Origin of the sequence: Bacillus sp. CCB-MMP212 (assembly GCF_022748145.1) — a bacterium.
In the GTDB taxonomy this organism is placed as follows: Bacteria; Bacillota; Bacilli; order Bacillales; family Bacillaceae_G; genus Bacillus_A; species Bacillus_A cereus.
Genome location: NZ_JALDQE010000005.1, coordinates 319,583 through 340,984, shown reverse-complemented (window position 1 = coordinate 340,984; position 21,402 = coordinate 319,583). Strand labels below are relative to the sequence as shown.

Here is a 21,402-nt window from a genome sequence, read left to right as displayed (position 1 = left end):
AAGGAGTGGTCTTACATGACTAAACAATTATCTTTCTTACCAAAAATCGATAGAACAGCGACACAAGAGGAATTAGAAGGTGTGTTGGAAAGCGTACGTATACATAGACAATTTGGGATGATGCGTAAAGAAATGAAAGTCACTCCTTCTTATGAAATACGTGAGCACGGTCCTACACATACAGTTGGTAAGCCGTTAGAAGATGTTGCTATAGCAAATATCCAACAAAGTAAACGAGAAGAGTGGCTTGAAAGAATGTCAGTACGTATAGATCAGTTTCTAAATCGATTAGGGAACGGACGTGCAGGAAGTATTCAAAGAGATATTATTTATAAACGATATTTAGAAGAAGAAGACGTATGTGATTACATGGTTTATAACGAAATAGGGATGTCAGAGCGCACCTATCGACGTTGGAAGTCTAAAGCGTTTTATAAACTTGCTTTCGCACTTGGATTAGAAGTTTACGAGACAGAAGAAACGGGAGGTAATGAATAATGAATTTTGTTCAACCGATACGTGATCCAGAGCAAATACAACAAATTAAGGAGTATTTAAAAGAAAAGAATGAGCGTAATTATATTTTGTTTGTAATGGGGATTAATACAGGTCTACGTATTAGTGACATTTTGAAACTGAGGGTTGGAGATTTAAAGGGAAGCCATATCTCAATGCGTGAAATGAAGACAGGTAAGCATAAACGTATTCAGATTACTGCAGCATTAAGAAGAGAGCTAAAGTGGTACATTGAAGATATGGGAGACTATGAGTATCTAATTAAGAGCAGGCAAGGAAAGAATCGACCAATTGGAAGAAGTATGGCATACAAAATACTTAGTACCACAGCAGCAGAGTTTGGCTTAGACGAGATTGGAACACATACACTACGTAAGACATTCGGTTATCATATGTACATGCAGACAAAAAATATAGCCTTATTAATGGAGATATTCAATCATTCAAGTGAACGAGTAACTTTGAGATATATTGGTGTAAATCAAGATGTAATGGATAAAGCGATGACTAAGTTTAGAATTTAAGATATAATTTACTATATATTTAAATTAATTTAGGTAAATATAACGTAATTTGATTTTAAATACAATTAAGTCAATGTAAGGATGGATTTAGGTGAAAAAAAACTTAGCTAATGAAAAAAGTACGAAAAAGGAAATGTTTAGTAAAAAATGGCACGGTGTTTTAGAAGAAATTGCACTTTTTAGAAGGGAATCAATGTCAAATTGGATATGGTTTAGAGGGCATAGTGATGAAAATTATAAGTTGAATTCAGGCCTATTTCGAACTGAAAATAAGAATAAAAAACTAATTTTGGAAGAGTATTTATTTATTGAAAACCAATTAATAGTGAATTTTAAGCAGCAATCGTCAACTTTTATTAGAGAAGATAATATTGATTTACAATTTCATATGCAACATCATGGCTTAAAAACAAGATTATTAGACTGGACAGATTCGTTTGCAACAGCTTTATATTTTGCTTTTGAAGGTTGGGACTATGATAAGGAAACTAATGCGTGTATATGGTTATTAGATCCATATGCCTTACATACTCATCTCCAAGGTGTTGCTTACATTGAAACTGCAGATTCGATTAGAGATATAGATGAAGAAGATATCGATGGTGAAATACGTAATTTAGCAGATGTTTTTACAAATACAGTTGCGGAGTATACGTTTCCAATGTATCCTTCAAAGAATAATGCAAGATTATTAGTGCAGAATGGATATTTTACAGTTCAAAGTAATCGGTTAGAAGATTTAGAAGTTGAATTAGAACAAGCTTGTCCAAAAAATAAAGAAAAAATATTAAAAAAAATAATTTTATCACCAGATTTATTAGAATCTATATATGAGTATTTGACTTTAAATGGAGTTAACCATTTCACGGTATATAATGATGTCGATGGATTGTCTAAGTATTTAAATAAAGAACTTACTGAAAATGCGTATGACGAAAAATTAAAACATATAGCTAAGTTTAGCAATTTCAGTTATATGACAAATAGATATGATTTATAAAAATTATGGCGGCCTTTGGTCCGTCTTTTTTATTAGGTGGTTTTTAAAAATTATAAGAGCTTAGGGTTAGCTAAAATTTTTGTACTGTGTAACTCAGAATGGAAAGGGTTATAAGACTATGATTGGCAAGAGCTGTAGCGATTGGCTTAGTTACACAAAATATAAGATATGGGTAACTGGTATTTATATGTAAATAGTTAAAGTGTATGATTAACATAGACTAATTTACAAAGGGGATGAGTATGTGAAGGGGAATGGTATGCAAGAAATTATGAGTGTAGCTAAAGAATTTGGTTTGGATAGTTTAGTTGATGTAGGAATGGATTTAATGCCTTATGTGAGTAATGTTAGAAATATGCTTAAATTTAATAGGTTAGAAAGTAGGATGAAGGAACATAGTGATCAACTTAAGGTTATTGGTCAATTGTCTCAAAATAGTATTCTTGCAGCAGATTATATATCTGAAAGAATATTCCCAATCGTATTAGCTGATTTAATCGAAGAACATGAAGATGCAAAAATCCATTTAATATTAAATGGATTCGAGAATGTTTTTATTGAGGAGAAGTCTGAAGAGAGCATAGTAATAAATTATTATGATACATTACGCAATTTAAGATATAGGGATGTTAGAAGATTATTGGATCTTGTAGGAGAAACTGGCACCTATGAAACACCTTTAATTAATACAGAAGAAGCTGCTGTTATTTCAAGTATTGATGTTAAGTTAGAACGATACGGATTAATCGAAATGCATAGGGTAGGCATAGGAGATGGAGAGTATGAGACTAATTATCCAGGTAATGTGAAACAAACACACTATGGCTATAGGTTTTTACAATTTATAATGTCTAATGAGAAAAAAGTGGCAGAGTCGTGACCGCTTTTTGGCAGTAAATGTGCCGGTTGTTTTGCATGTAGCGTGATAAATTTGTATTGTGAGAAATAGCAGAAATACATGTATTGTAATGTAACTAGAATGGAATTTAGATTTTATAATTGACCTCTTTAAATAAATAATGGAAAATATAGAGGGTTTTTTTAGTTTTTAACTAATTAAAACTATTATTAATCTAAATTGTTTAAGTAAGGGTGTAATTAGGATGTTAAAGTTGAAAGATTCTGATATTAGGGCTGTTTTATTGAGTAATCTAGACAAACGCTATAAGGATGAAGAAGGTACAAAAGTAGTAAATGAGATGGGAGTTCTTCATGGGCAATCCAGAGTAGATGTAGCTGTAATTAATGGTATTTTGCATGGATATGAAATTAAAAGTGAAAGTGATAATTTGGAACGTCTTCCTTCACAGATGAATGATTATAATAAAGTTTTCGATAGGATGACTATTGTTGTACAGAGAAAATATTTAGACGAAGTTAAAAAACTTATACCGAATTGGTGGGGTATTATGTTGGTAACTCGTTACAAAGGAAAACTACATTTGAGAGAAATTAGAAAAGGACGATTAAATAAAAATGTAGATTCCTTTTCTTTGAGTCATTTACTTTGGAGGGGAGAAGCAATTGATATTTTAAAAGAAAAAGGCTTACAAAAGGGGTACTTAAGTAAGCCAAGACATGATATTTATGAAAAAATTTGCAATTCAGTACCTTTGGACGAGTTACAGGCCATTGTTAACCAACGGTTAAAGATGCGTGGAAATTGGAAAGTTCATTAATAATAAGTGTTAAATGATGATTTGTTCCAATGGTTCTCCAAGTTTCTGCATTTCCAGTCCCTGTTTGATTATGAGCACAATCATAGATGTACTGATCACCGTAAGAATAGTCTTTTCCTGAATACTTAGAATGGGAAATGACACGCTGAGAGAGACCCCGTGTTTGTTGCCATTTTCCATATTTAGGACTAGTAACTGAAAAACCTCTAAAAATAAGATATTCATCGTCAGCAGTATAACGAATATTTGCAGACATTCTCATGAAGCGAGGATCAATTTTTGCATATTCGGGATTTGATATAATATAGTCGCCAAATGCTGGGTATCTTGGGAGTTTTGTATTAAATAACTTTTGATAAATAATCCATTCAATTCTTGGTATGCTTCCATCTGTACCAGAAGCAAATTCAGAAAGAGTTTCTGGGAAAGCTGTGGCTGTGAAAGTTAGTGTTCGCCATCTTTCTACATATGGTAAGGAAAGTATGGAGCCTACAACAAACTTTGTAATTCTACCCACAGGAGTTTTAGAATCAATGTATTTATAATCTATAATTATGTCAATTTCCTCAGGGGGACATTCTAATTCATAAAGAAATTTTTCAATGATAGGTTCTAAATCGTCTAGGTCATCTTCACTAACTCGTACGGCGTAGCCAGTATTAAAGGTCTTAATTATAGAATGAACAGCTTTTTGATAGTTAGTTCCACGATCCTTGCTAGTAACTGGAATTGCTTGTATATTTTCTTGAGAGAGAGTTTGAAAAATAGATTCTAAAGGATGAGTTGCATCCGCCATAACCTCATCATCATCTAAACAAATTTGTACTGCATCAATAAATATAACATTGGGATTATTCCAGGAATCTTTTAGCTGAGCAGTGAAATTTTTTAAATGTTCATCTATAGATTTTTTTGGACAGTCATTTTCAAAATCCCAATCAATAGGTGGAATCTCAATGACTGGCGTCATATTATTCTTTAGTTGAGGATTTAGTTCTGATAAAGCTGTTTGTTCACCTCTTTTCCATCTAATAATTGGTACATAATGTTCATGATTAAACATAATATTATTTCCTCCTATTAATATATTTAATAACTATTATTTCTTTGGAATTTACAAAAAACCTCTAAATTTGTAAAAAAAAACATTGATTTGTCACTGTATTTTGTGATTGAAAGAATAAAGGGATTAATTAGGTCATTAAAAGGGATTAACAAAAGCTGTTATCAATTATGATAGCAGCTTTAATTGTGTATAAATAATTAGTATGGGGTGAGGGTATTTTATGCAACCGCTAACAGTGCAAGAGATTAATAAACTATATGAGCAAGATAATATCATTAAGTTCTATAAGCATCCATATTGGCGTAAGAACATAAGATTGTTAGCACTCGAACGAGACAATAGCGAATGTCAGGAGTGCAAGCGTAAAGGTAAGTATAGTAAAGGTAGGAACGTCCATCACATCAAGGAGTTATGTGATAGACCAGACTTAGCATATATACTTAGCAACCTAGAAACACTGTGCATTCGTTGCCATAATCAGGAACACAACAAAGAGAAGAACATAGTGAAGAAGCGCTGCACGATAGTAGATGAAGAGAGGTGGTAAGTGTGGACACCTTAACGATACAAGGTAACACATATGTATTATCTTTTATTGAATCAATGAGAAAGAAAGAACCTGTAGATCTTATAAGGGAAAATCCTTTCGATGTATATAAACAGTTTCAACGTGACATCTACACAACATACAAACAGATAAGACACATATGTAATTCAAGAGCATGTGAGAAGACTACACTTGAAACAGTAAAGAAAAGTCTACGTGAACATTGGTTAGAACATTATCTAAACATGTCATTAACAGAAGCTCACATTATTATTGAATATGCTGAGCTATTCTTTGGTTTAGCTATCAAATGATTAACTTACTTATAAACATTCTTCTTATTCTTTTAATGATTTGCAATGTAAGTCTCATTGTTATTGATGAGTCAAATCGAAAGTTAGAGGAAGAAATATTTTAAGGTGAATTTCCTGAGACACCCCCCGGGTAAAATATAGAAACAATTTTGCTGGGGGACCGAACAACGCGAGGGGGGATTTCTCTTTTTATTTTCGCGTTACGCGCGTGGGAATAAAAAAAAGGCAAAAAAAATACCATCCCTTCTCTGGGATGATTAAAATTTTCGATATGTATTTGTAATCAGTGGACCGTCGCCACTGTTTCCTTCTAAGTAAAACTATACATAATTATTCTCGTCTTTACAAGTGTCATTTTTAAAATTAATCTTCGAAAAAATCCAATGAAAAAGCGTGGTGGTGATATTGTGAGCGGAAAACAAAGTAAATATAAATTAGCGTTCAAAGATTTCTTAGAAGGTGTTAAATACAAGGATATCGCGGATAAATATGGCGTATCTGTTAGCACTGTTAAATCATGGCGCAGCCGTTATTGGGAAGACATGATAAATGAAAAAGGTCTAAAAAATGTTTCGGAAAAGGTTGCAAAACTTCAAAAAAACAGAGAAAAAACGCTTAGAAATAAAATAAGAGATGATTTATATGAACAACTCGGCACGAACGGTATCATACACGCTCATTTTATGGATTTAGTAGAAGATTATATGTCATTTTGGGATATAAAAAACAGATTGATAGCTGATGTAAAAGATCGCGGTGTATCTGTACTAGGCGCTAATGGATTTATGAAAAAAAACGATAGCATTAACGAGTTGAATAAAACTAACACGCAAATGTTAAAGATTCTTAACGAGTTAGGACTTAAGGCGGTAAGTGAGGATGATGACGATGATGCAGAAGTCTAATCTTCCTTATAAATATCATCCTTTCATTAGTGAGTACATGCATGCTGTGGAAAGCGGATCTATCCGTTCTTGTAATGAACAAAAACAATTAATGACCTTAGTTCGAAAAACTTTAGATGATCCAAATGTTTATGTTGATGTTCAAGCTATTGAGGATAGTGTTAATATCCCAGCTAAATATTTTCCATTCGAATTATTCGCATGGCAACGTTTTGTTAACGCTTGTGTGTTCGGCGTTCGTTATAAGGACACCAACCGTCTTGTTTGGAATCAAATATTAATACTGATGGGACGTGGCGGTGGTAAAAACGGATATGCCGGATATTTAAACTTCTATATGCTATCTAAACAGTTTGGTATAGATAGATATCACATTGAATGGATCGCGACATCTGAAGAACAAGCAAAAACTACATTCGATGACGTGAAGGAAGTAATAGAAAATCCTGCAAATAAGGTTTTAAAGAAATCATTTAGTGCTACAAAGGTACTAATTAAACATAAAACAAACAAATCTCACATGAAATTCAATACTTCTAATGCTAGAACGAAAGATGGACGACGTCCTGGATCAGTTTGGTTCGATGAAATTCATGAATATGAAGATTATAAGTCGATTAAAGTATTCCGTTCAGCCTTGGGTAAAGTTAAAGATGGACGAACTTTCTATTTAACAACGGATGGATATGTCCGTGGTGGCGTTTTGGATGATATGAAAGAGAAGGCTCGAATGATTCTAAGTGGCGAAGTTGAAAGGAGTAAGTTATTCCCCTTCATCTGCAAATTAGACTCCGAAGAAGAAGTCGAAGATATTGCAAACTGGGAAAAAGCCAATCCTTCTATTCGAGATAATATGGAATTATTCGAAACGATGAAAGAAGAATGGGCCGATTGTCAAACCAACATTCCTATGCATGTTGAATTCATGACAAAACGGATGAACATTCCGAAGCAGCTATTTCAACATAAAATCGCTACTTATGAGGATCTTCTTGCAACAGATCAACCTTTACCTGATGATTTACACAAATATGAATGTATTGGTGGTGTAGATTACGCAGAATTACGCGATTTCTGCAGCGTCGGTTTGCTATTCAAACGGCAAGGGAAGCGTTATTGGATTCACCATACCTTTATATGGCATCAGGCATTGAAAATGCAGGATATTAATCAAGATATTATAGATATAGGTGTTGAAAAAGGACTCTTCACCATCGTCTATGATAAAGAAATCGAGCCCAAACGTGTTATCAATTGGTTTTTAGAAAAATCGAAAACATACGATATTAAGCGTATCGCGATTGATAAATTCCGTTCTGTAATCTTGAAACCTTTATTAGAAGAAGCTGGTTTTAACGAAAGAGTTGAGATAGTAAGGCGCGGGCAGTACATTCATGCTATGTTAGACCCATTAATCCAACATCTATTCATAAATCATAATATTGTTTTCCACGACGATCCTGTTATGCGTTGGTATTGCGGGAATGTTTATGTGGACGAACTAGGAAATGGCTCAAAAGAATATAAAAAAATCGACCCTGTCAAAAGAAAAACTGACGGGTTTTTTGCGTTCACACATGCGCTCAATTTCGACGGTGATCTTGAAGACTATGCAGTCGATTTAAACGATATGCAAGTATGGTCATTCTGAGAAAGGGGGTGAAAAAATGGGAATTCGTAATGTTTTTAAAACCTTTTTAGGAAAAAGTGATAATGGAACAGTCCCGGATGTTGATTGTAGTGTGATGACACTTAAAGCTGAAATTGCTTACAAGAAATTGTATGTTAACGCTGCTATCGATTTAATTGCTCGTAGTTTAGTAGCTTGTGATTTTGAAACATATAGAAGTGGCAAGTTAAAAAGAAGTTTGAACTACTACCAATTAAATGTGGCACCAAATAAGAATGAAAATGCCCATGAGTTTTGGTATAAGGTTGTCCATCAGTTAATTTACGAAAAGGAAGCGTTAATTTTACCTATAGGTGAGGAACTGTGGATAGCTGAATCGTTTCATCGTGAAACTACGAATGGTTTTAAGGAGTATGTTTATAAAAGTGTTTCGATTAACAATCAGCTTTTAACGAAGGAATTTAGAGAACAAGACGTTCTATACTTGAGCCTTTCTGTAGAGTCAATAAACAACGTGATTAATAGTTTATATAGTTCATATGGACTATTACTAGCTAAAGCGATGTCAGATTACAAAGGTAATGGAAGAATACGTTATTTGTTCAGAGGCCGTTTCATGAATTCGTTAACTGATGAAAACGGAAAAGCTTCGCAAGAACTTTTTGAAGAGAAAGCAAAAGATTATATGAATCCTGAAAAGTTAGCAGCAATCATGTTTTTACCTGACAACGTACAAATGGAAGATCAAAGCAAGGACCCACGTAATTTAGATACGAGGGACATCAAAAATCTTGCAAAAGATATGTTAGATTTCGTGGCAACTGCCTTCCACATTCCTCCGTCATTACTAAGTGGAATAAGTGAAGGTGGCATTTCAACTACCGGTAATCCTACTGGCGATTTAGATAACTTTATCATATTCGCAGTAAGACCAATAGGGGAAATGATTACTAACGAATATAACAAGAAGATGTTCTCTAGAGAGCAATATTTAAGTAAAACATACATTAGATTCAACATGGACAACTTCAAATTGTTCGACCTTACTAAGTTTGCTAATTCCGTTGACAAGCTATTTGCAGTCGGTGGCATGAGCATAAACGATGTATTAGAACGTTTAGGAAAAGAACAAATAAAAGAAGATTGGGCTAATGAACGTTATGTTACTAAGAACTATGAGAGAGCAAGGATAAGCGGAACTATGAAAGGGGGTGAAGATATTGGAAATGGAAAAGATTCAACCGAAGTTCCTAATGATGGACAACAATCAACAGGACAATAGTAAATCAGTCATTTATATGTATGGGAATGTTGGTAAAGCTCCTTTCGGTGACATTTCTTCTCAAGGTGTAAGAGAAATGTTAGATGGTGTTACAAATGACATTGAAATTCACATCAATTCAAATGGTGGCGATGCGTTTGAAGGGATTGCAATTTGCAACTACTTAAAAAATCACCCTTCTAATGTAACTGCCGTTATTGATGGTATAGCCGCTTCAGCCGCTTCATTAATTGCGATGGGTGCTAATAAAATCGAAATGCCTTCTAATACCACTATGATGGTACATCGTGCATCGACATATGCATTCGGTAATGCTGACTCATTAGAGAAGCAAGCTAAAATGCTACGTGACGTTGACGAAGCGTTAATTCAATCTTATAACAGCCGTTTTAACGGTGAGTTTTTCCAACTAGAAACACTTCTAGACAACGAAACTTATATGACCGCTGAAAAAGCTAAGTCATTCGGTTTCTGTGACGTAATCACTGATTCAATACAATCAAGTGTGGACAGTGAATCTGTAATTACAAATGAAGTTGAAGAACAACCCATCATCGCATCTATCGAAAACGAAGGTGACAAACGTACTCAAAACGCTGAAAAATCAGCTAACTTTATGGTTTCACTATTAAAATCTATTAAACTGTAGGAGGTAATTTACAATGATTAAAGACTTAGAAACGAAATTTGAAAATCAACAGAATTTAAGTAAGGTTTTAGCATCTGGTTCAGATGAAGAGGTGAATGATGCGTTAGTTGCATTCGCTCAAGGTATTCAAGAAAAAATTTTAGCACAAGCATCAGTACAATCTAGCGATCAAGCTATCTTAGCTGCTCGTGGTGGACGTGCTTTAACTAGTCAAGAAACGAAATACTACAATGAAGTAATTGCAGGTAACTCTTTTGCTGGTACTGAAGCATTAGTACCAGCAACTGTTATCGAACGAGTATTTGAAGACTTAGTTCAAAATCATGAATTATTATCTGAAATTACATTTGTTAACGTCGGTGCTTTAACTGAATGGATTCTGAAAAAAGGTGATATCCAAACTGCCTTCTGGGGTAAATTGTGCGCGGCTCACAAAGAACTTTTAGATGAAGGTTTCGAAACGATTAAAATTGAGGAATACAAATTATCAGCATTTATGCCTGTATGTAAAGCAATGTTAGACCTTGGCCCGACTTGGTTAGATCGCTACGTTCGAACTGTATTAGTTGAATCTTTAAAAATCGCTTTAGAATTAGCTATCGTTCGTGGTACTGGTAAAGATCAACCTGTAGGCATGATGAAAGATTTATTAACTGTTACAGGGGGCGTACATGCTGATAAAGCCGATACTGGTAAGTTAAAAGACCTTAATCCTTACACTTTAGGTAATATCATGGCTCTACTTACTAAAGATGGTAAACGTAATCCATCTAATGTGTTACTAATCGTTAACCCTGTAGACTACTGGTCTAAAATTTATGGTTATACTACACGACCTAACATGGATGGAACTTACACTTATAACGTTCTTCCGATTCCAGGTAAAATCGTTAAATCAAATGCTGTTCCTAAAGGTAAATTAATCGCTGGTATGGCAAAAGATTACTTCCTTGGATTAGGTGGAGCACAACGTTTAGACGTTTACGATCAAACACGCGCTATCGAAGACGAAGATTTATACATCGCTAAAATGTACGCTAATGGTCGTGCTGAAGAAAATGAATCATTCTTAGTTTATGATATTTCTGAAATGAAAGACCCAGGTACAGCGGTGACTACTCCAGCACCTACTAAATAGGGAGTGATCCTTTATGAGTGACAATCAATCAAAGGCGACGTTACAGTCGCCTTTTGATTTGTTAGAAGATGTAAAACATGCACTAGCAATCACTTGGGATGAAGAAGACAAGGACATCATAAAGCTTATAGATCGTTCCGTTTATTTTATCAATGATTTAGTAGGCGCTGAACTTGATCTAGCCGTCAATTTATCCGCAAGAGAGCTAGTTATTAACCGTATTCGTTATGAATATAACAATGCGTTAGACAGTTTCGAAAGTAACTTCAGACAACCACTTTCACGATTGATATTACATGTCGCAATCAATGAAAGGAAGAAGAATAATGGCAATTGAACAACATAGAAAAACATTTAATGATGGATTTATTAGCGTTAAGGAAAGTAAAACGATCCGGAATAGCGCTAAAAAAGTAATCGGACGTGAAAATGTCGAGATTATCAGACTTAGATTTTCGGAACTTTCGTGCCGTGAAGTTGATATTCAATTCGCTGAAAGTATTGATAAAAAGTTAGATATGAAAATTGAAACGTTATACGCTCCTATGTTCAAGAATAAGGATGTGGACAGCCTAATAATTGAATTACGAGGACATTCTTATAGCATCATTAAAGCGGATCGTTTTAAAAATAGCATGTATTTATACTTGCAAAAGGTAGGTGGTCTAGATGACACTGAATGATTTAATTGAAAAGTTTAATAGTAAACTAGTCCAGCATTTAGAGTCTTTCTTCCACACTGTAGAAGTATACCAAGACTCAGTTCAGGAGGATGAAGCGAATCTATCCACAATCAACCATGTTGTATTTGAAACAGGTGGGTTTGTTAGAGCGGGGGCAAGCGCATTTACACAAGATGTAACAGTTTATTATTTTTCGGAAAATCGTGAGGACTTAGATGTATTGCAAGTTGAGTTTATGAGTTCACTAAGTAAAACTGGCCACACATGTAATAAATCGCTCAAAGAAAAAATGAGGAAGAAAGATACAGAGTTTTTTGTTGATGTATTAACATTCGAGCTTACAAGGAATGTAAAATATGCCTGCTAATTTTAGTGTTGATGCTTCTAAATTTGAATCTTTGCAAAGAAACATTGAGCGATTACCAAACGTTGCGGAAAAGATAATAAATGAAGATTTAAAGTCTAGAATTGCACCAGTAATGAAAAAGTCAGTTCTTGGCTTAATGCCTATATCGAATAGAAAGAAAGCCCACGCTAAACTATATCAATCTATTAATGACGATAACAAAGAGAATTTAACATTAACATTAAAACCAAAATCAAAATATAGATATTTAGTTTTCCCTGATTTGGGATTAGGTACAAGTAAGAAAAAGGCGGCCAAAAAGTTCATGGAGCGTGGTGTGGATAAAAAGGTCGATTACTCTATTGAGGAATTAAATAAATCTTTAATAGAAGAAATAAATAAAACTTTAGGAGGGCAATAATATGCCAGTTACAGTTGATGTATTTGATGCGGTCGAGATTAAAAATGCTAGTGTACTTTTTAAAGGTGAACATGTAACTGACCCATTCGGTTGTGTAGGTAAATTAGATGCAGAAACAGAAATTAAATCAGTTGAAAAGAAATGCGGCGGCTTTACTCAAAAGAAAAAATCAAAACCAACACAAATGAATGTAAAAATTAGCGGTCACATGCAATTAAAGGTTATTCGTAACATTTTTGGTATTACAAACGAAGGGTTGATCGATGGCGTTTACTCATATGGTATCGACAGCTTAGGAAAAGATTTTGCGTTCGTTGCGGAAGAGCTTGACATATTCGAAGAAAACACACGTTTAATCGCATTCCCTAATTGTACAAGTGCAACAGGTTTTGTTAAGAGTGTAGAAAACGGTGCTGAAGAACTAGCCGAAGTAGAATTAGAAGTAACAGCGTTATCTGACGAATTCGGTCGTTTCTATTATGAAGGTATCGAACTACCGGAAACAGTTGCAAAAGAATGGATGACAAAATTTGATTCGGCTAAATTACGAAAAACAGCACAAACAAAATAAATTCTATCAAAGGTGCTCTTTATGAGTGCCTTTTAATTTTGATTATAGGGAGAGAAATTACATGACAAAAGAAATTACGTTATCAAATGGTGAAGTAGTGAAGGCGAATCCTAACTTAACAGCTTTAACATTATTCAAATTAGAAAAAGAAGGCATTATCGATAAAGGATTTTTAAGTACTTTATTAAACGCTGGCGGAATTCAGAACATTGATTTATTAGATACGTTCCGTATTGTTTATGCGGCTTATCGTCAAGCAAATCCTACTGGATATATGGAATTTGAAGCATTCATGGAAGTATATGAAGTTGATATGTCAGAGGCGTTCGATTATTTCGGTGCAGTTATGAAAAAAGAAGCTAAAAACAACATGGCAAAAGGTTTTCAACAAAAAGCCGGAAAAAAGGCTTAAAACTTCCTAAATTCGAAATTGAATTCGTTGTGGACTTATACAGTCTATACGTATTTATTTTTGAAATATCGGAAAGTGACTTTTGGAATTTACCCTTAAGGGATGTTCAAAGAATAGCAGAAAACAAAAGTGCTTACGAAGGGTGGAAAGCCTATATCCAAGAAAAGGAGAGTGGAAAATAAATGGCTACTCCTTCAAAAGAAACCATAATTAAATTTAAGGCTGACACCGCTGATTATAAATCTAAGATAAACGAAATGAATCAGGCGAATAGAGCCTTAACACAAGAGTTAAAGTTAGCTCAAACACAAATGAAGTTAACCGGAACTGATGTTGATAAATATAAGACTTCGTTATCCACACTTGAGAAGCAATATGATATCGCTAAAAACAAAACAAGAGAGACAGCGGAACAACTTCAAAGAACAAAACAAGTGTGGGGAGAAAATGCAACAGAAACAAAGAAGGCTGAAGAAGCGTTACGACGTGCACAAATTGCTGAAACTGAAATTTCTAACAAAATAAAAACTACTACCGAATCATTAAAAGAAGCTAAACAAGCTGAAGCATTACGAAATAGTGAAATAGGTAAGTCAAAGCAAGCGTTAGAAGGTTTGAAAACAGCCCATTCCAGTTTAAAAACTGAAGCTGATAAATTAAAATCGGCGTACGATCTCCAAGCAGCTTCACTAGGAAAGAACGCTTCGGAAACTTCCAAGGCGAAATTACAATATGACTATTTAAAGCAAGCGCAACAAAACGCTGGTGAACAGTCTCGAAATTTAGCGCGACAATTAAATAATGCTAAAACTGCATTCGGCGCTGGATCTGAAGAAGTTAAAAGGTTAGAAACCGAATTAAATAGGGCAAGACAAGCTGAAATTGAACTAGGCAGAGAAACGCAAGCTCTAGAAAGAAGAGTTGGAGACAGCTTTAAAACAGCTAAATCACACGTTCAAGAATTCGGTAACAAAGTAAAAGAAGTCGGTCAAAGTGTTTCTAGTGTAGGAAAAGACATGTCAATGAAAGTGACAGCTCCTATAGCTGGCGCCATGGGTTACGCTGCAAAAGAAGCATCGAAATTCCAACATGAAATGGCTGATATTCGAAAAGAGGTAAACGCAACAGGGTTAACTTCTCAACAAGTTAACGACGTTATGAGCAGAATGTGGGATAGTTCCCTTGCTAACTCTCAAAAGTTTGGTGTTAGTACCGAAAAAATAAATGAAGGTTTACTTGTGTTAGTTAAAGACGGTTACACAGCAGAAGAAGCGATGCGAATCATGACTGTTTCTCTCCATACTGCCCGTGGCGCGAATGAAGATTTATCAAAAACTGTGGACGGATTAGGATCTGCTTATGAAGCTACAGGACAAAAAACAAATAACGCTGAGCAGAATATAGCTGGTATCAATAAGATGGCTGACATATTCGCTTATACAGCTAACCATACAAAAGCTAGCGTTCATTCTCTAACAGAAGCAATGTCAATTATTGGGCCAACTGCAAATTCAGCTGGACAAGATTTATCAACAACCGCTTCTGCTGTAGGTTTATTACAATCTAATGGTATTGAAGCGTCTGTAGCGGCAAGGGCTTTGAAATCTGGTTTCGTTAACTTAACTAAGCCAACAAAGGCTATGTCTAAAGCTATGGCGAAAATGGGATTCAGTGCATTTGATGCAAACGGACAAATGAAACAATTACCTCAAGTCATGGACGAACTTGAACACGGTTTACAAGGAATGACACAAGAACAACAAAACGCTACAATCGCTACAATATTCGGTAAAGAACATTTAGCATCGTGGCAAATACTTGTTCATAGTGGCGGCGAAAAGCTTAAAAAAATGTCTGATGATGCCCGGAATGCTACCGGAGAGGTTAAACATTTATCTGAACAAATGGAGAACACACCGGAAAATAAATTCAAAGAATTACAACAAACACTTCATACTTTAGCCGTACAATTCGGGACTGAAATATTACCTGCTTTAATGCCTGTTGTTGAAAAATTAAAAGAATTAATGGACTGGATTTCTAAACTTGATCCTAAAACTAAACAAACAATCGTAATTATTGCGGCATTAGCGGCGGCAATTGGCCCGTTATTAATAGTCATAGGAGCTACGATAACAGCCATAGGGACGATAATAACCGCCGTCGGTTCGGTAATTGGTTTTATCGGTACTCTAATAGGTTGGATTTCAGCTATAGCTGAAGCGATAGGGATAGTAGTCACCGTAATAGCTGCATTTGTTAGCGCTCCTGTCGCATTAGTTGTAGCCGCAATAGCTGCAATAATAGCAGCAGTCGTAGCAGTTATAGCTATATTTAACAACTGGGGAGGTATTACAGATTGGCTTAAAGAAAAATGGAGCCAATTTTCAACATGGATGTCAGAATTGTGGACAACAATTAGCGATGCTTGTTCTAAAGGTTGGGATAATGTAACCCAATCGATTCAAATGGCATGGGATATGATATCGCAATGGTTTAGTCAACAATGGGAAGAGTTTAAAAATAATTGGAATAACTTTTGGGCTGAAGTTGGCAACATAGCAAATGAAATGTGGACAGCAACGATTGAATGGTTTTCAAGTACATGGGATTCGTTCAAACAAATTTGTTCTGACGCATGGGAAGCTGTAAAATCAGGTTTCTCAGCATTCTGGGAAGGTTTGAAAGAGATCGCGCAAATAGCTTGGAATATTCTATTCCAAATCATAACATTCCCTTTACAGTTGTTATTAACTGCTTTCATTTTAGGATGGGAATTAATAAAAGAACCGGTAACACAATTCTGGGAATGGATTAAACCTTACATCGAAGAAGCTTGGAATGCTATTTCCTCTACTTTTATAGAATATAGAGATATGTTAGTTAACACTATCACAGAATTGTGGAATGCAATCACAAGTGCAACCAGTACAGCGTGGAATTGGATTACTAATATAATCCGTGAAGCATGGCAATGGATCACTGATACTGTAAATGAATTTTTGGGCCCTATAAAACTTAAAATACAGGAAGGTTGGAATTACGTATTAAATATAACATCAAAGGCGTGGAACGCGGTTTCGACGTTTATTTCTGATGTTTGGAATGAGATTGTTGGATATATTAGGAACAAGATAAATAAAGCAACAGATACTGTTACAAGCGGTTGGACTTCAACTAAAAATACAACATCCAACAAATGGAATGAAATAACTTCTACTATTTCGAGAGTTTGGAATACGATAACTTCGAATATTAGTAATGCAGTAAATGAAGTGAAAAGCAGAATTGAAGGCGCTTGGAATGTAGTTTATGCCATAACTTCTGGTATTTGGAACAATGTCGTATCTAATGTAACTGGCGCTTGGGATAGGTTGTCTTCTGGCGTGTCTGGAACATTCAATTATATCTCTAACATCGTGCGTAGCAATTGGAGTTATGTTTCAGATATCCTTCAAAGTGTTTACAAACCGATTAATAGTGTAGTTGGTTTCTTTTATGATCTTTGGAATTCTATTATAAGAGTAATGAACGGTATTATCGATACGGTTACAAGAGCGTGGAATAAAGCTGGTGGCATTTTAAATAAATTAAATCCATTTAGCAGTTCTTATTCTATAAGTGTTAACGATAATACAGGAAATCAAGGAATTGCCCCAGCATCATTCGCAGCACCTGCATCGTTCGCCGCGCCAAGGGCATTAGCTGTTAATTTAAATCAAGGCATTCCATTAGCTCCATTCTCTTCTGGAGGTGCACTAGGAGATACGGTACAAAGGATTACTAAAACAATAGGTGGCAATGGTATTCTTTCTAATTTACCTAACATTGTTAACAATTCATTGTCATTGAGTAAAGGTGTTAACGCTAATCAGCAACAACAACCACAAGAAATTAAAAATGAAGTGACTTTTAATACAACTGTTAAAAATGAAAGTGATCTAAATAAAATGTTTGAAAAAGCTGATGATTGGTTTGCAAAGAAAGGACAAATGTTAAATATCGGTATAGGGAGGGCGCGACGTGGTTGATATTCGAATAAATGAAATATTAGGACGTGACTATCTTCTTTGTATGGTAGAGCGCCCTGACATACCAACAGCAAAAGAAAAAATAGAGTTTATTGAAGTTCCTGGTAGAGAAAACGGATCATTAACAAAGAAAAATGGTTATGAAGACGTTACTTTCAAGATTGACTTTAACTTGTTAGAAGATTATAACATCAAACCATTGTTACGACGTATAAAAGCGTGGCTATTGAACGCTAAAACCCTTTCTTTTACAGATGATAACGTTTATAGAAAAATAAAAAGTGTGGAAATAGGTAGTATCGCTAATGAAATAGAAGAATATGGACAATTCGAAGTTACTTTTGTAGCTGATCCATTCGAATACGCTATTCTACAACCTTTGGAAATAACTAAGACAACTACTCTTGTAAACTCGGGCACTAAGTATTCATTACCTAAAATAACGATTTATGGTAGTGGATCAATTACTGTTACGATAAATGATGTTTCATTCTTAATTAAAAATGTAAATAGTTCAGTAGTAATTGATTCCGAGTTAAAAGAAGCATATTCGAACACTACGCCGATGAATAGTAATATGATCGGTAATTTTCCCACATTCTCTGAAGGTGCAAACACAATAAAATGGACTGGAACTGTTACAAAGTTACAAATTGACCCGAGGTGGCGTTACTTATGATTACATTATATAAACCAACTGAAACGGATTTTACTCACAATGGTATAGGTATTTTAGACGATAATATTTACGATGCAGTTATTGAAGAAGAATTAAATGGTTTATATGTCTTAAGTTTTAAATATCCGTTATTCGCTCCGCACGGATTAGAAATAGGTGGTCAATGTTTAATCAAAGCGCCAACACCTGATGGCAATCAATTGTTTCGTGTAGCACGACCTGCACCTTCTATGGGTGAATTACACGTATTTTGTTATCACGTATTCTATGATCTCGTTGATAACTTGATTGAAGATACATTTATTCAAGAAAAGGGCGGACAAGCAGCATTACAACAAATGAAAGAACGTATGCAATATAACACTAATTTTAATTTCATTAGTGATATCAATACAATTTCTAGTTCTCGTTTGGTTAGAAAAAACCCAGTCGAAGCAATACTTGATAACAGCCAGGACAACTCTTTTCTTAGTCGTTGGGGCGGGGAATTAAAAAGGGATAATTTCACCGTCCACATGCTAAGAGAACGTGGAAAAGATCGCGGTGTTGTTATTCAACACAAAAAAGATTTATTAGGATATGAAGGCGATGTTGATTGGCAAGGTGTTATAACTCGAATGATGCCTAAAGGTTTTGATGGACTACTGTTACCAGAAAAGTACGTGGAAAGCTATAACGCTAGTAAATATATTAAACCTAAAATTAGAGTTGTTGAATTTGAACACATTAAAGCAGCTATTGGTGATTATGCTGACGACGAAGACGCAGTTCCGTTACCACAAGCATATGAAATGTTACGCAATGCCGCAAAAAAAATGTACGATGAACAACATGTTGATTATCCAAAAGCGACATATAAAGTAGAGTTTCAAGAGCTATCTCAAACTGAAGAGTATAAAGATTTGGCGGTATTACAACGTGTATATATGGGAGATACAGTAACAGTTATACATGAAGAAGACGGTTTCGAAATTGAAGCTAAAGTTAATCATTACAAATACGACCCGATCAATGAAGAGTATATCGAATTGACATTAGGCAATTTTAAAGAGTCATTCGTTGATATAACAGGCAGAGTTGATAATGTTGAGAATAACTTCAATGATATTAGAGATAGCGTCAATGGTATTAAAAACAACGTTAAAGGAATGGAAAAATCAATATTAGAACAAGCACGCGAAAATGCTACGAATTTAATCAATAGCGGTTTCGGTGGCCATGTTCGTATATATCCAGAAAGAATTTTGATTATGGATACAGCTGATGAAAGAACCGCTAAAAAAGTGTGGCAATGGAATATCAATGGATTTGGTTATTCCTCCACAGGCATTAATGGACCCTATAATACGGCAATCACAATGGATGGAAGGATTGTCGCTGATTTCATTACAACGGGTGTGCTAAACGGTAACTTAGTACGTGGTGGAGAGATAGTTGGTTCTACAGTACGGACAGACAACGGTACTAACTATGTACACATCCAAAAACAATTCATACGCTTGATGGAATCGAATTTAACGCGAATGTTTATTGGTTATTACAAAAGAGCTGTTGATAGCCAAATACAACCAACAATACTTATGCATGATGATGTGGATACATCACGTTTCCGCGATGGTACTTTAACAATATCTCAATTCCCAGTGAAAGGAGAAAATTACTATACCGGTACCTTTGGTATTGTTAAAGGTTATGATGCGGATCAAACTCCACATTATTGCGCTAAATTAAATGTGGATACAAAGGGGGATGTATCTCTTAATGGAGATAACTATATTTATATTACTGGTAATAACGGAGTTACCCTAAGGTCTGATAAACAATTTAGCGCTTATACTAATACAATTCGTTTAGATTCTGTAAGCCATGTAGATATTCTTACTGGTGGGGCTTTGTTTATGAAAAGTAATCAGAATACAGAGGTCAATTCTGGTGGGCATACAATTATCACTTCTGGAAAAGGTATAAGTCAGTATGCAAAAAATGGATCATATTGGGTTGAAGTAGCCAACGGTGCTACCTTCACAGTATCTAATCCATCGAACGCATTTTGGGTAGACTCTGCTGGTGGAATAACGTTAAAAGGTGGATCTAAATCCGTATGGATGGACAGTCAGTCTTCCATTGTATTCAACTTAAAAGGAAAAAATATGCTTGATATAGTTGCAACGCCCAACGCTGAAACAGACCTTCGATTCCAAACAGTAATGCTACGAAATGGTAACGTTGAGGGATATAAAACACTTCAAGTTAAAAATGGGTCAGGAAGTGCATATAACGCTGTTACGGCATCAGCTTTCCAAACAGCATCGAAACGTGAATACAAAACAAATATTCGTGACGTGCAGTTTAGCGCAATAGAAAAAATTATGGCACTTCAAATCCAACAATACAACTTGAAAACAGATATAGAAGACTTATATGAGAAGCGAATGAATCGTGTTGAAGGTGACCCAATTCTTACGACAAACGATATAGAAACTCACTATGGGTGGATTGCAGATGATGAAAATACTCCTGAGTGTTTTGTTACAAAAACAAAAAATGCATCTGAAATATATTCTTCAGTAGCAATTCAAATAAAGGCATTTCAAGAAGAAAAACAAGCGAAAGATGCTGAAATTCAAGAGTTAAAAGAAGAAAATAAACAAATAAACAGTAGAATTGAAGTTTTAGAACAACTATTACTTCAAAATTTAATTGATAAGAAACCAGAACAGCCATAAGCTGTTTTTTATTTTGCATAAAATACGGCTTTTATAGACAAATGTATGATAACCTGCTTTTTATTTTTAGAAAAAGTTTATGGTGGTGTTCTATAATGACACGATTAGAACAGGTACTGAGTATAAGGAAAGGGCGACTGTAAGCGGAGTATAAATGGTTCAAAATATTAACGAGCAGATTTGATTCATGGCAAGTTATCTTTGTAAAAGAATCAAACATTAAGATTAATAAAAAGTGATTTAAAAAACGTTACTCTTGATGTCAATTAAATCACTAATATTA

The 21,402-nt window shown here is 34.8% G+C and carries 22 protein-coding genes; 21 read left to right on the top strand and 1 reads right to left on the bottom strand.

The annotated features are described in order from the left end of the window. Window positions 1–15 precede the first annotated feature (15 nt). From MRP26_RS16480 to MRP26_RS16460, 5 genes are all read left to right on the top strand, one after another. On the top strand, window positions 16–498 hold the full coding sequence (locus MRP26_RS16480; protein WP_000166181.1) for an ArpU family phage packaging/lysis transcriptional regulator: 483 nt from the start codon (window positions 16–18) through the stop codon (window positions 496–498). Beyond that, window positions 498–1,040, top strand: coding sequence for a site-specific integrase (locus tag MRP26_RS16475; RefSeq protein ID WP_242806352.1), 543 nt, complete (start codon window positions 498–500; stop codon window positions 1,038–1,040). Before MRP26_RS16480 ends, MRP26_RS16475 begins: the two co-directional genes overlap by 1 nt. Before the next feature lie 193 nt (window positions 1,041–1,233). Beyond that, the gene (locus MRP26_RS16470) at window positions 1,234–2,040 is read left to right on the top strand and encodes an FRG domain-containing protein (protein ID WP_242806350.1); all 807 of its coding nucleotides are present in this window, start codon (window positions 1,234–1,236) and stop codon (window positions 2,038–2,040) included. 244 nt (window positions 2,041–2,284) lie between these two features. Beyond that, window positions 2,285–2,920 (top strand): hypothetical protein, encoded by a 636-nt coding sequence (locus MRP26_RS16465; protein WP_086421875.1) that lies wholly within the window; start codon window positions 2,285–2,287, stop codon window positions 2,918–2,920. Between the two features lie 223 nt (window positions 2,921–3,143). After that, window positions 3,144–3,719 (top strand): sce7726 family protein, encoded by a 576-nt coding sequence (locus MRP26_RS16460; RefSeq protein ID WP_242806348.1) that lies wholly within the window; start codon window positions 3,144–3,146, stop codon window positions 3,717–3,719. On the opposite strand, the gene MRP26_RS16455 is transcribed toward MRP26_RS16460, so the two are convergent. Continuing rightward, window positions 3,676–4,782 (bottom strand): beta family protein, encoded by a 1,107-nt coding sequence (locus MRP26_RS16455; RefSeq protein WP_086421873.1) that lies wholly within the window; start codon window positions 4,780–4,782, stop codon window positions 3,676–3,678. The genes MRP26_RS16460 and MRP26_RS16455 overlap by 44 nt on opposite strands. 223 nt (window positions 4,783–5,005) lie before the next feature. Here MRP26_RS16455 and MRP26_RS16450 point away from each other — a divergent pair, with 223 nt between their 5' ends. From MRP26_RS16450 to MRP26_RS16375, 16 genes are all read left to right on the top strand, one after another. Beyond that, window positions 5,006–5,332, top strand: a complete 327-nt coding sequence (locus MRP26_RS16450) for an HNH endonuclease (protein WP_086421872.1) — start codon at window positions 5,006–5,008, stop codon at window positions 5,330–5,332. Window positions 5,333–5,334: 2 nt separating this feature from the next. Further along, the gene (locus tag MRP26_RS16445) at window positions 5,335–5,646 is read left to right on the top strand and encodes a hypothetical protein (protein WP_242806346.1); all 312 of its coding nucleotides are present in this window, start codon (window positions 5,335–5,337) and stop codon (window positions 5,644–5,646) included. Window positions 5,647–6,053: 407 nt separating this feature from the next. Next, the gene (locus MRP26_RS16440) at window positions 6,054–6,551 is read left to right on the top strand and encodes a P27 family phage terminase small subunit (RefSeq protein ID WP_000015467.1); all 498 of its coding nucleotides are present in this window, start codon (window positions 6,054–6,056) and stop codon (window positions 6,549–6,551) included. Next, the gene (locus MRP26_RS16435; protein WP_000988815.1) at window positions 6,526–8,202 is read left to right on the top strand and encodes a terminase TerL endonuclease subunit; all 1,677 of its coding nucleotides are present in this window, start codon (window positions 6,526–6,528) and stop codon (window positions 8,200–8,202) included. Before MRP26_RS16440 ends, MRP26_RS16435 begins: the two co-directional genes overlap by 26 nt. Window positions 8,203–8,218: 16 nt before the next feature. Beyond that, on the top strand, window positions 8,219–9,463 hold the full coding sequence (locus MRP26_RS16430) for a phage portal protein (protein ID WP_242806344.1): 1,245 nt from the start codon (window positions 8,219–8,221) through the stop codon (window positions 9,461–9,463). Between the two features lie 16 nt (window positions 9,464–9,479). Continuing rightward, window positions 9,480–10,112, top strand: a complete 633-nt coding sequence (locus MRP26_RS16425) for a head maturation protease, ClpP-related (protein WP_003272656.1) — start codon at window positions 9,480–9,482, stop codon at window positions 10,110–10,112. Between the two features lie 13 nt (window positions 10,113–10,125). Next, entirely contained in the window at window positions 10,126–11,250 is a 1,125-nt protein-coding gene (locus tag MRP26_RS16420; protein WP_242806342.1) for a phage major capsid protein, read from the top strand. A 13-nt stretch (window positions 11,251–11,263) separates the two neighbouring features. Next, window positions 11,264–11,587 carry a hypothetical protein gene (locus MRP26_RS16415; RefSeq protein WP_242806340.1) on the top strand — a complete coding sequence of 108 codons (324 nt, stop codon included), beginning with the start codon at window positions 11,264–11,266 and terminating at the stop codon, window positions 11,585–11,587. Continuing rightward, window positions 11,577–11,933, top strand: coding sequence for a hypothetical protein (locus MRP26_RS16410; protein ID WP_000963758.1), 357 nt, complete (start codon window positions 11,577–11,579; stop codon window positions 11,931–11,933). Before MRP26_RS16415 ends, MRP26_RS16410 begins: the two co-directional genes overlap by 11 nt. Next, window positions 11,920–12,300, top strand: a complete 381-nt coding sequence (locus tag MRP26_RS16405) for a hypothetical protein (protein WP_016512759.1) — start codon at window positions 11,920–11,922, stop codon at window positions 12,298–12,300. The genes MRP26_RS16410 and MRP26_RS16405 overlap by 14 nt, the downstream gene beginning before the upstream one ends. Next, window positions 12,290–12,700 carry a hypothetical protein gene (locus tag MRP26_RS16400; RefSeq protein ID WP_001111193.1) on the top strand — a complete coding sequence of 137 codons (411 nt, stop codon included), beginning with the start codon at window positions 12,290–12,292 and terminating at the stop codon, window positions 12,698–12,700. Before MRP26_RS16405 ends, MRP26_RS16400 begins: the two co-directional genes overlap by 11 nt. A 1-nt stretch (window position 12,701) precedes the next feature. Further along, window positions 12,702–13,271: a hypothetical protein gene (locus MRP26_RS16395; protein ID WP_001145608.1), complete on the top strand. Its 570-nt coding sequence runs from the start codon at window positions 12,702–12,704 to the stop codon at window positions 13,269–13,271. 61 nt (window positions 13,272–13,332) lie between these two features. After that, window positions 13,333–13,683, top strand: a complete 351-nt coding sequence (locus MRP26_RS16390; protein WP_000159510.1) for a hypothetical protein — start codon at window positions 13,333–13,335, stop codon at window positions 13,681–13,683. 182 nt (window positions 13,684–13,865) lie between these two features. Further along, on the top strand, window positions 13,866–17,714 hold the full coding sequence (locus MRP26_RS16385; protein WP_242806338.1) for a phage tail tape measure protein: 3,849 nt from the start codon (window positions 13,866–13,868) through the stop codon (window positions 17,712–17,714). Then, entirely contained in the window at window positions 17,707–18,393 is a 687-nt protein-coding gene (locus MRP26_RS16380; RefSeq protein ID WP_000227695.1) for a hypothetical protein, read from the top strand. Before MRP26_RS16385 ends, MRP26_RS16380 begins: the two co-directional genes overlap by 8 nt. Next, entirely contained in the window at window positions 18,390–21,119 is a 2,730-nt protein-coding gene (locus MRP26_RS16375) for a phage tail spike protein (protein WP_242806336.1), read from the top strand. The genes MRP26_RS16380 and MRP26_RS16375 overlap by 4 nt, the downstream gene beginning before the upstream one ends. The last annotated feature ends 283 nt before the right edge of the window (window positions 21,120–21,402 follow it).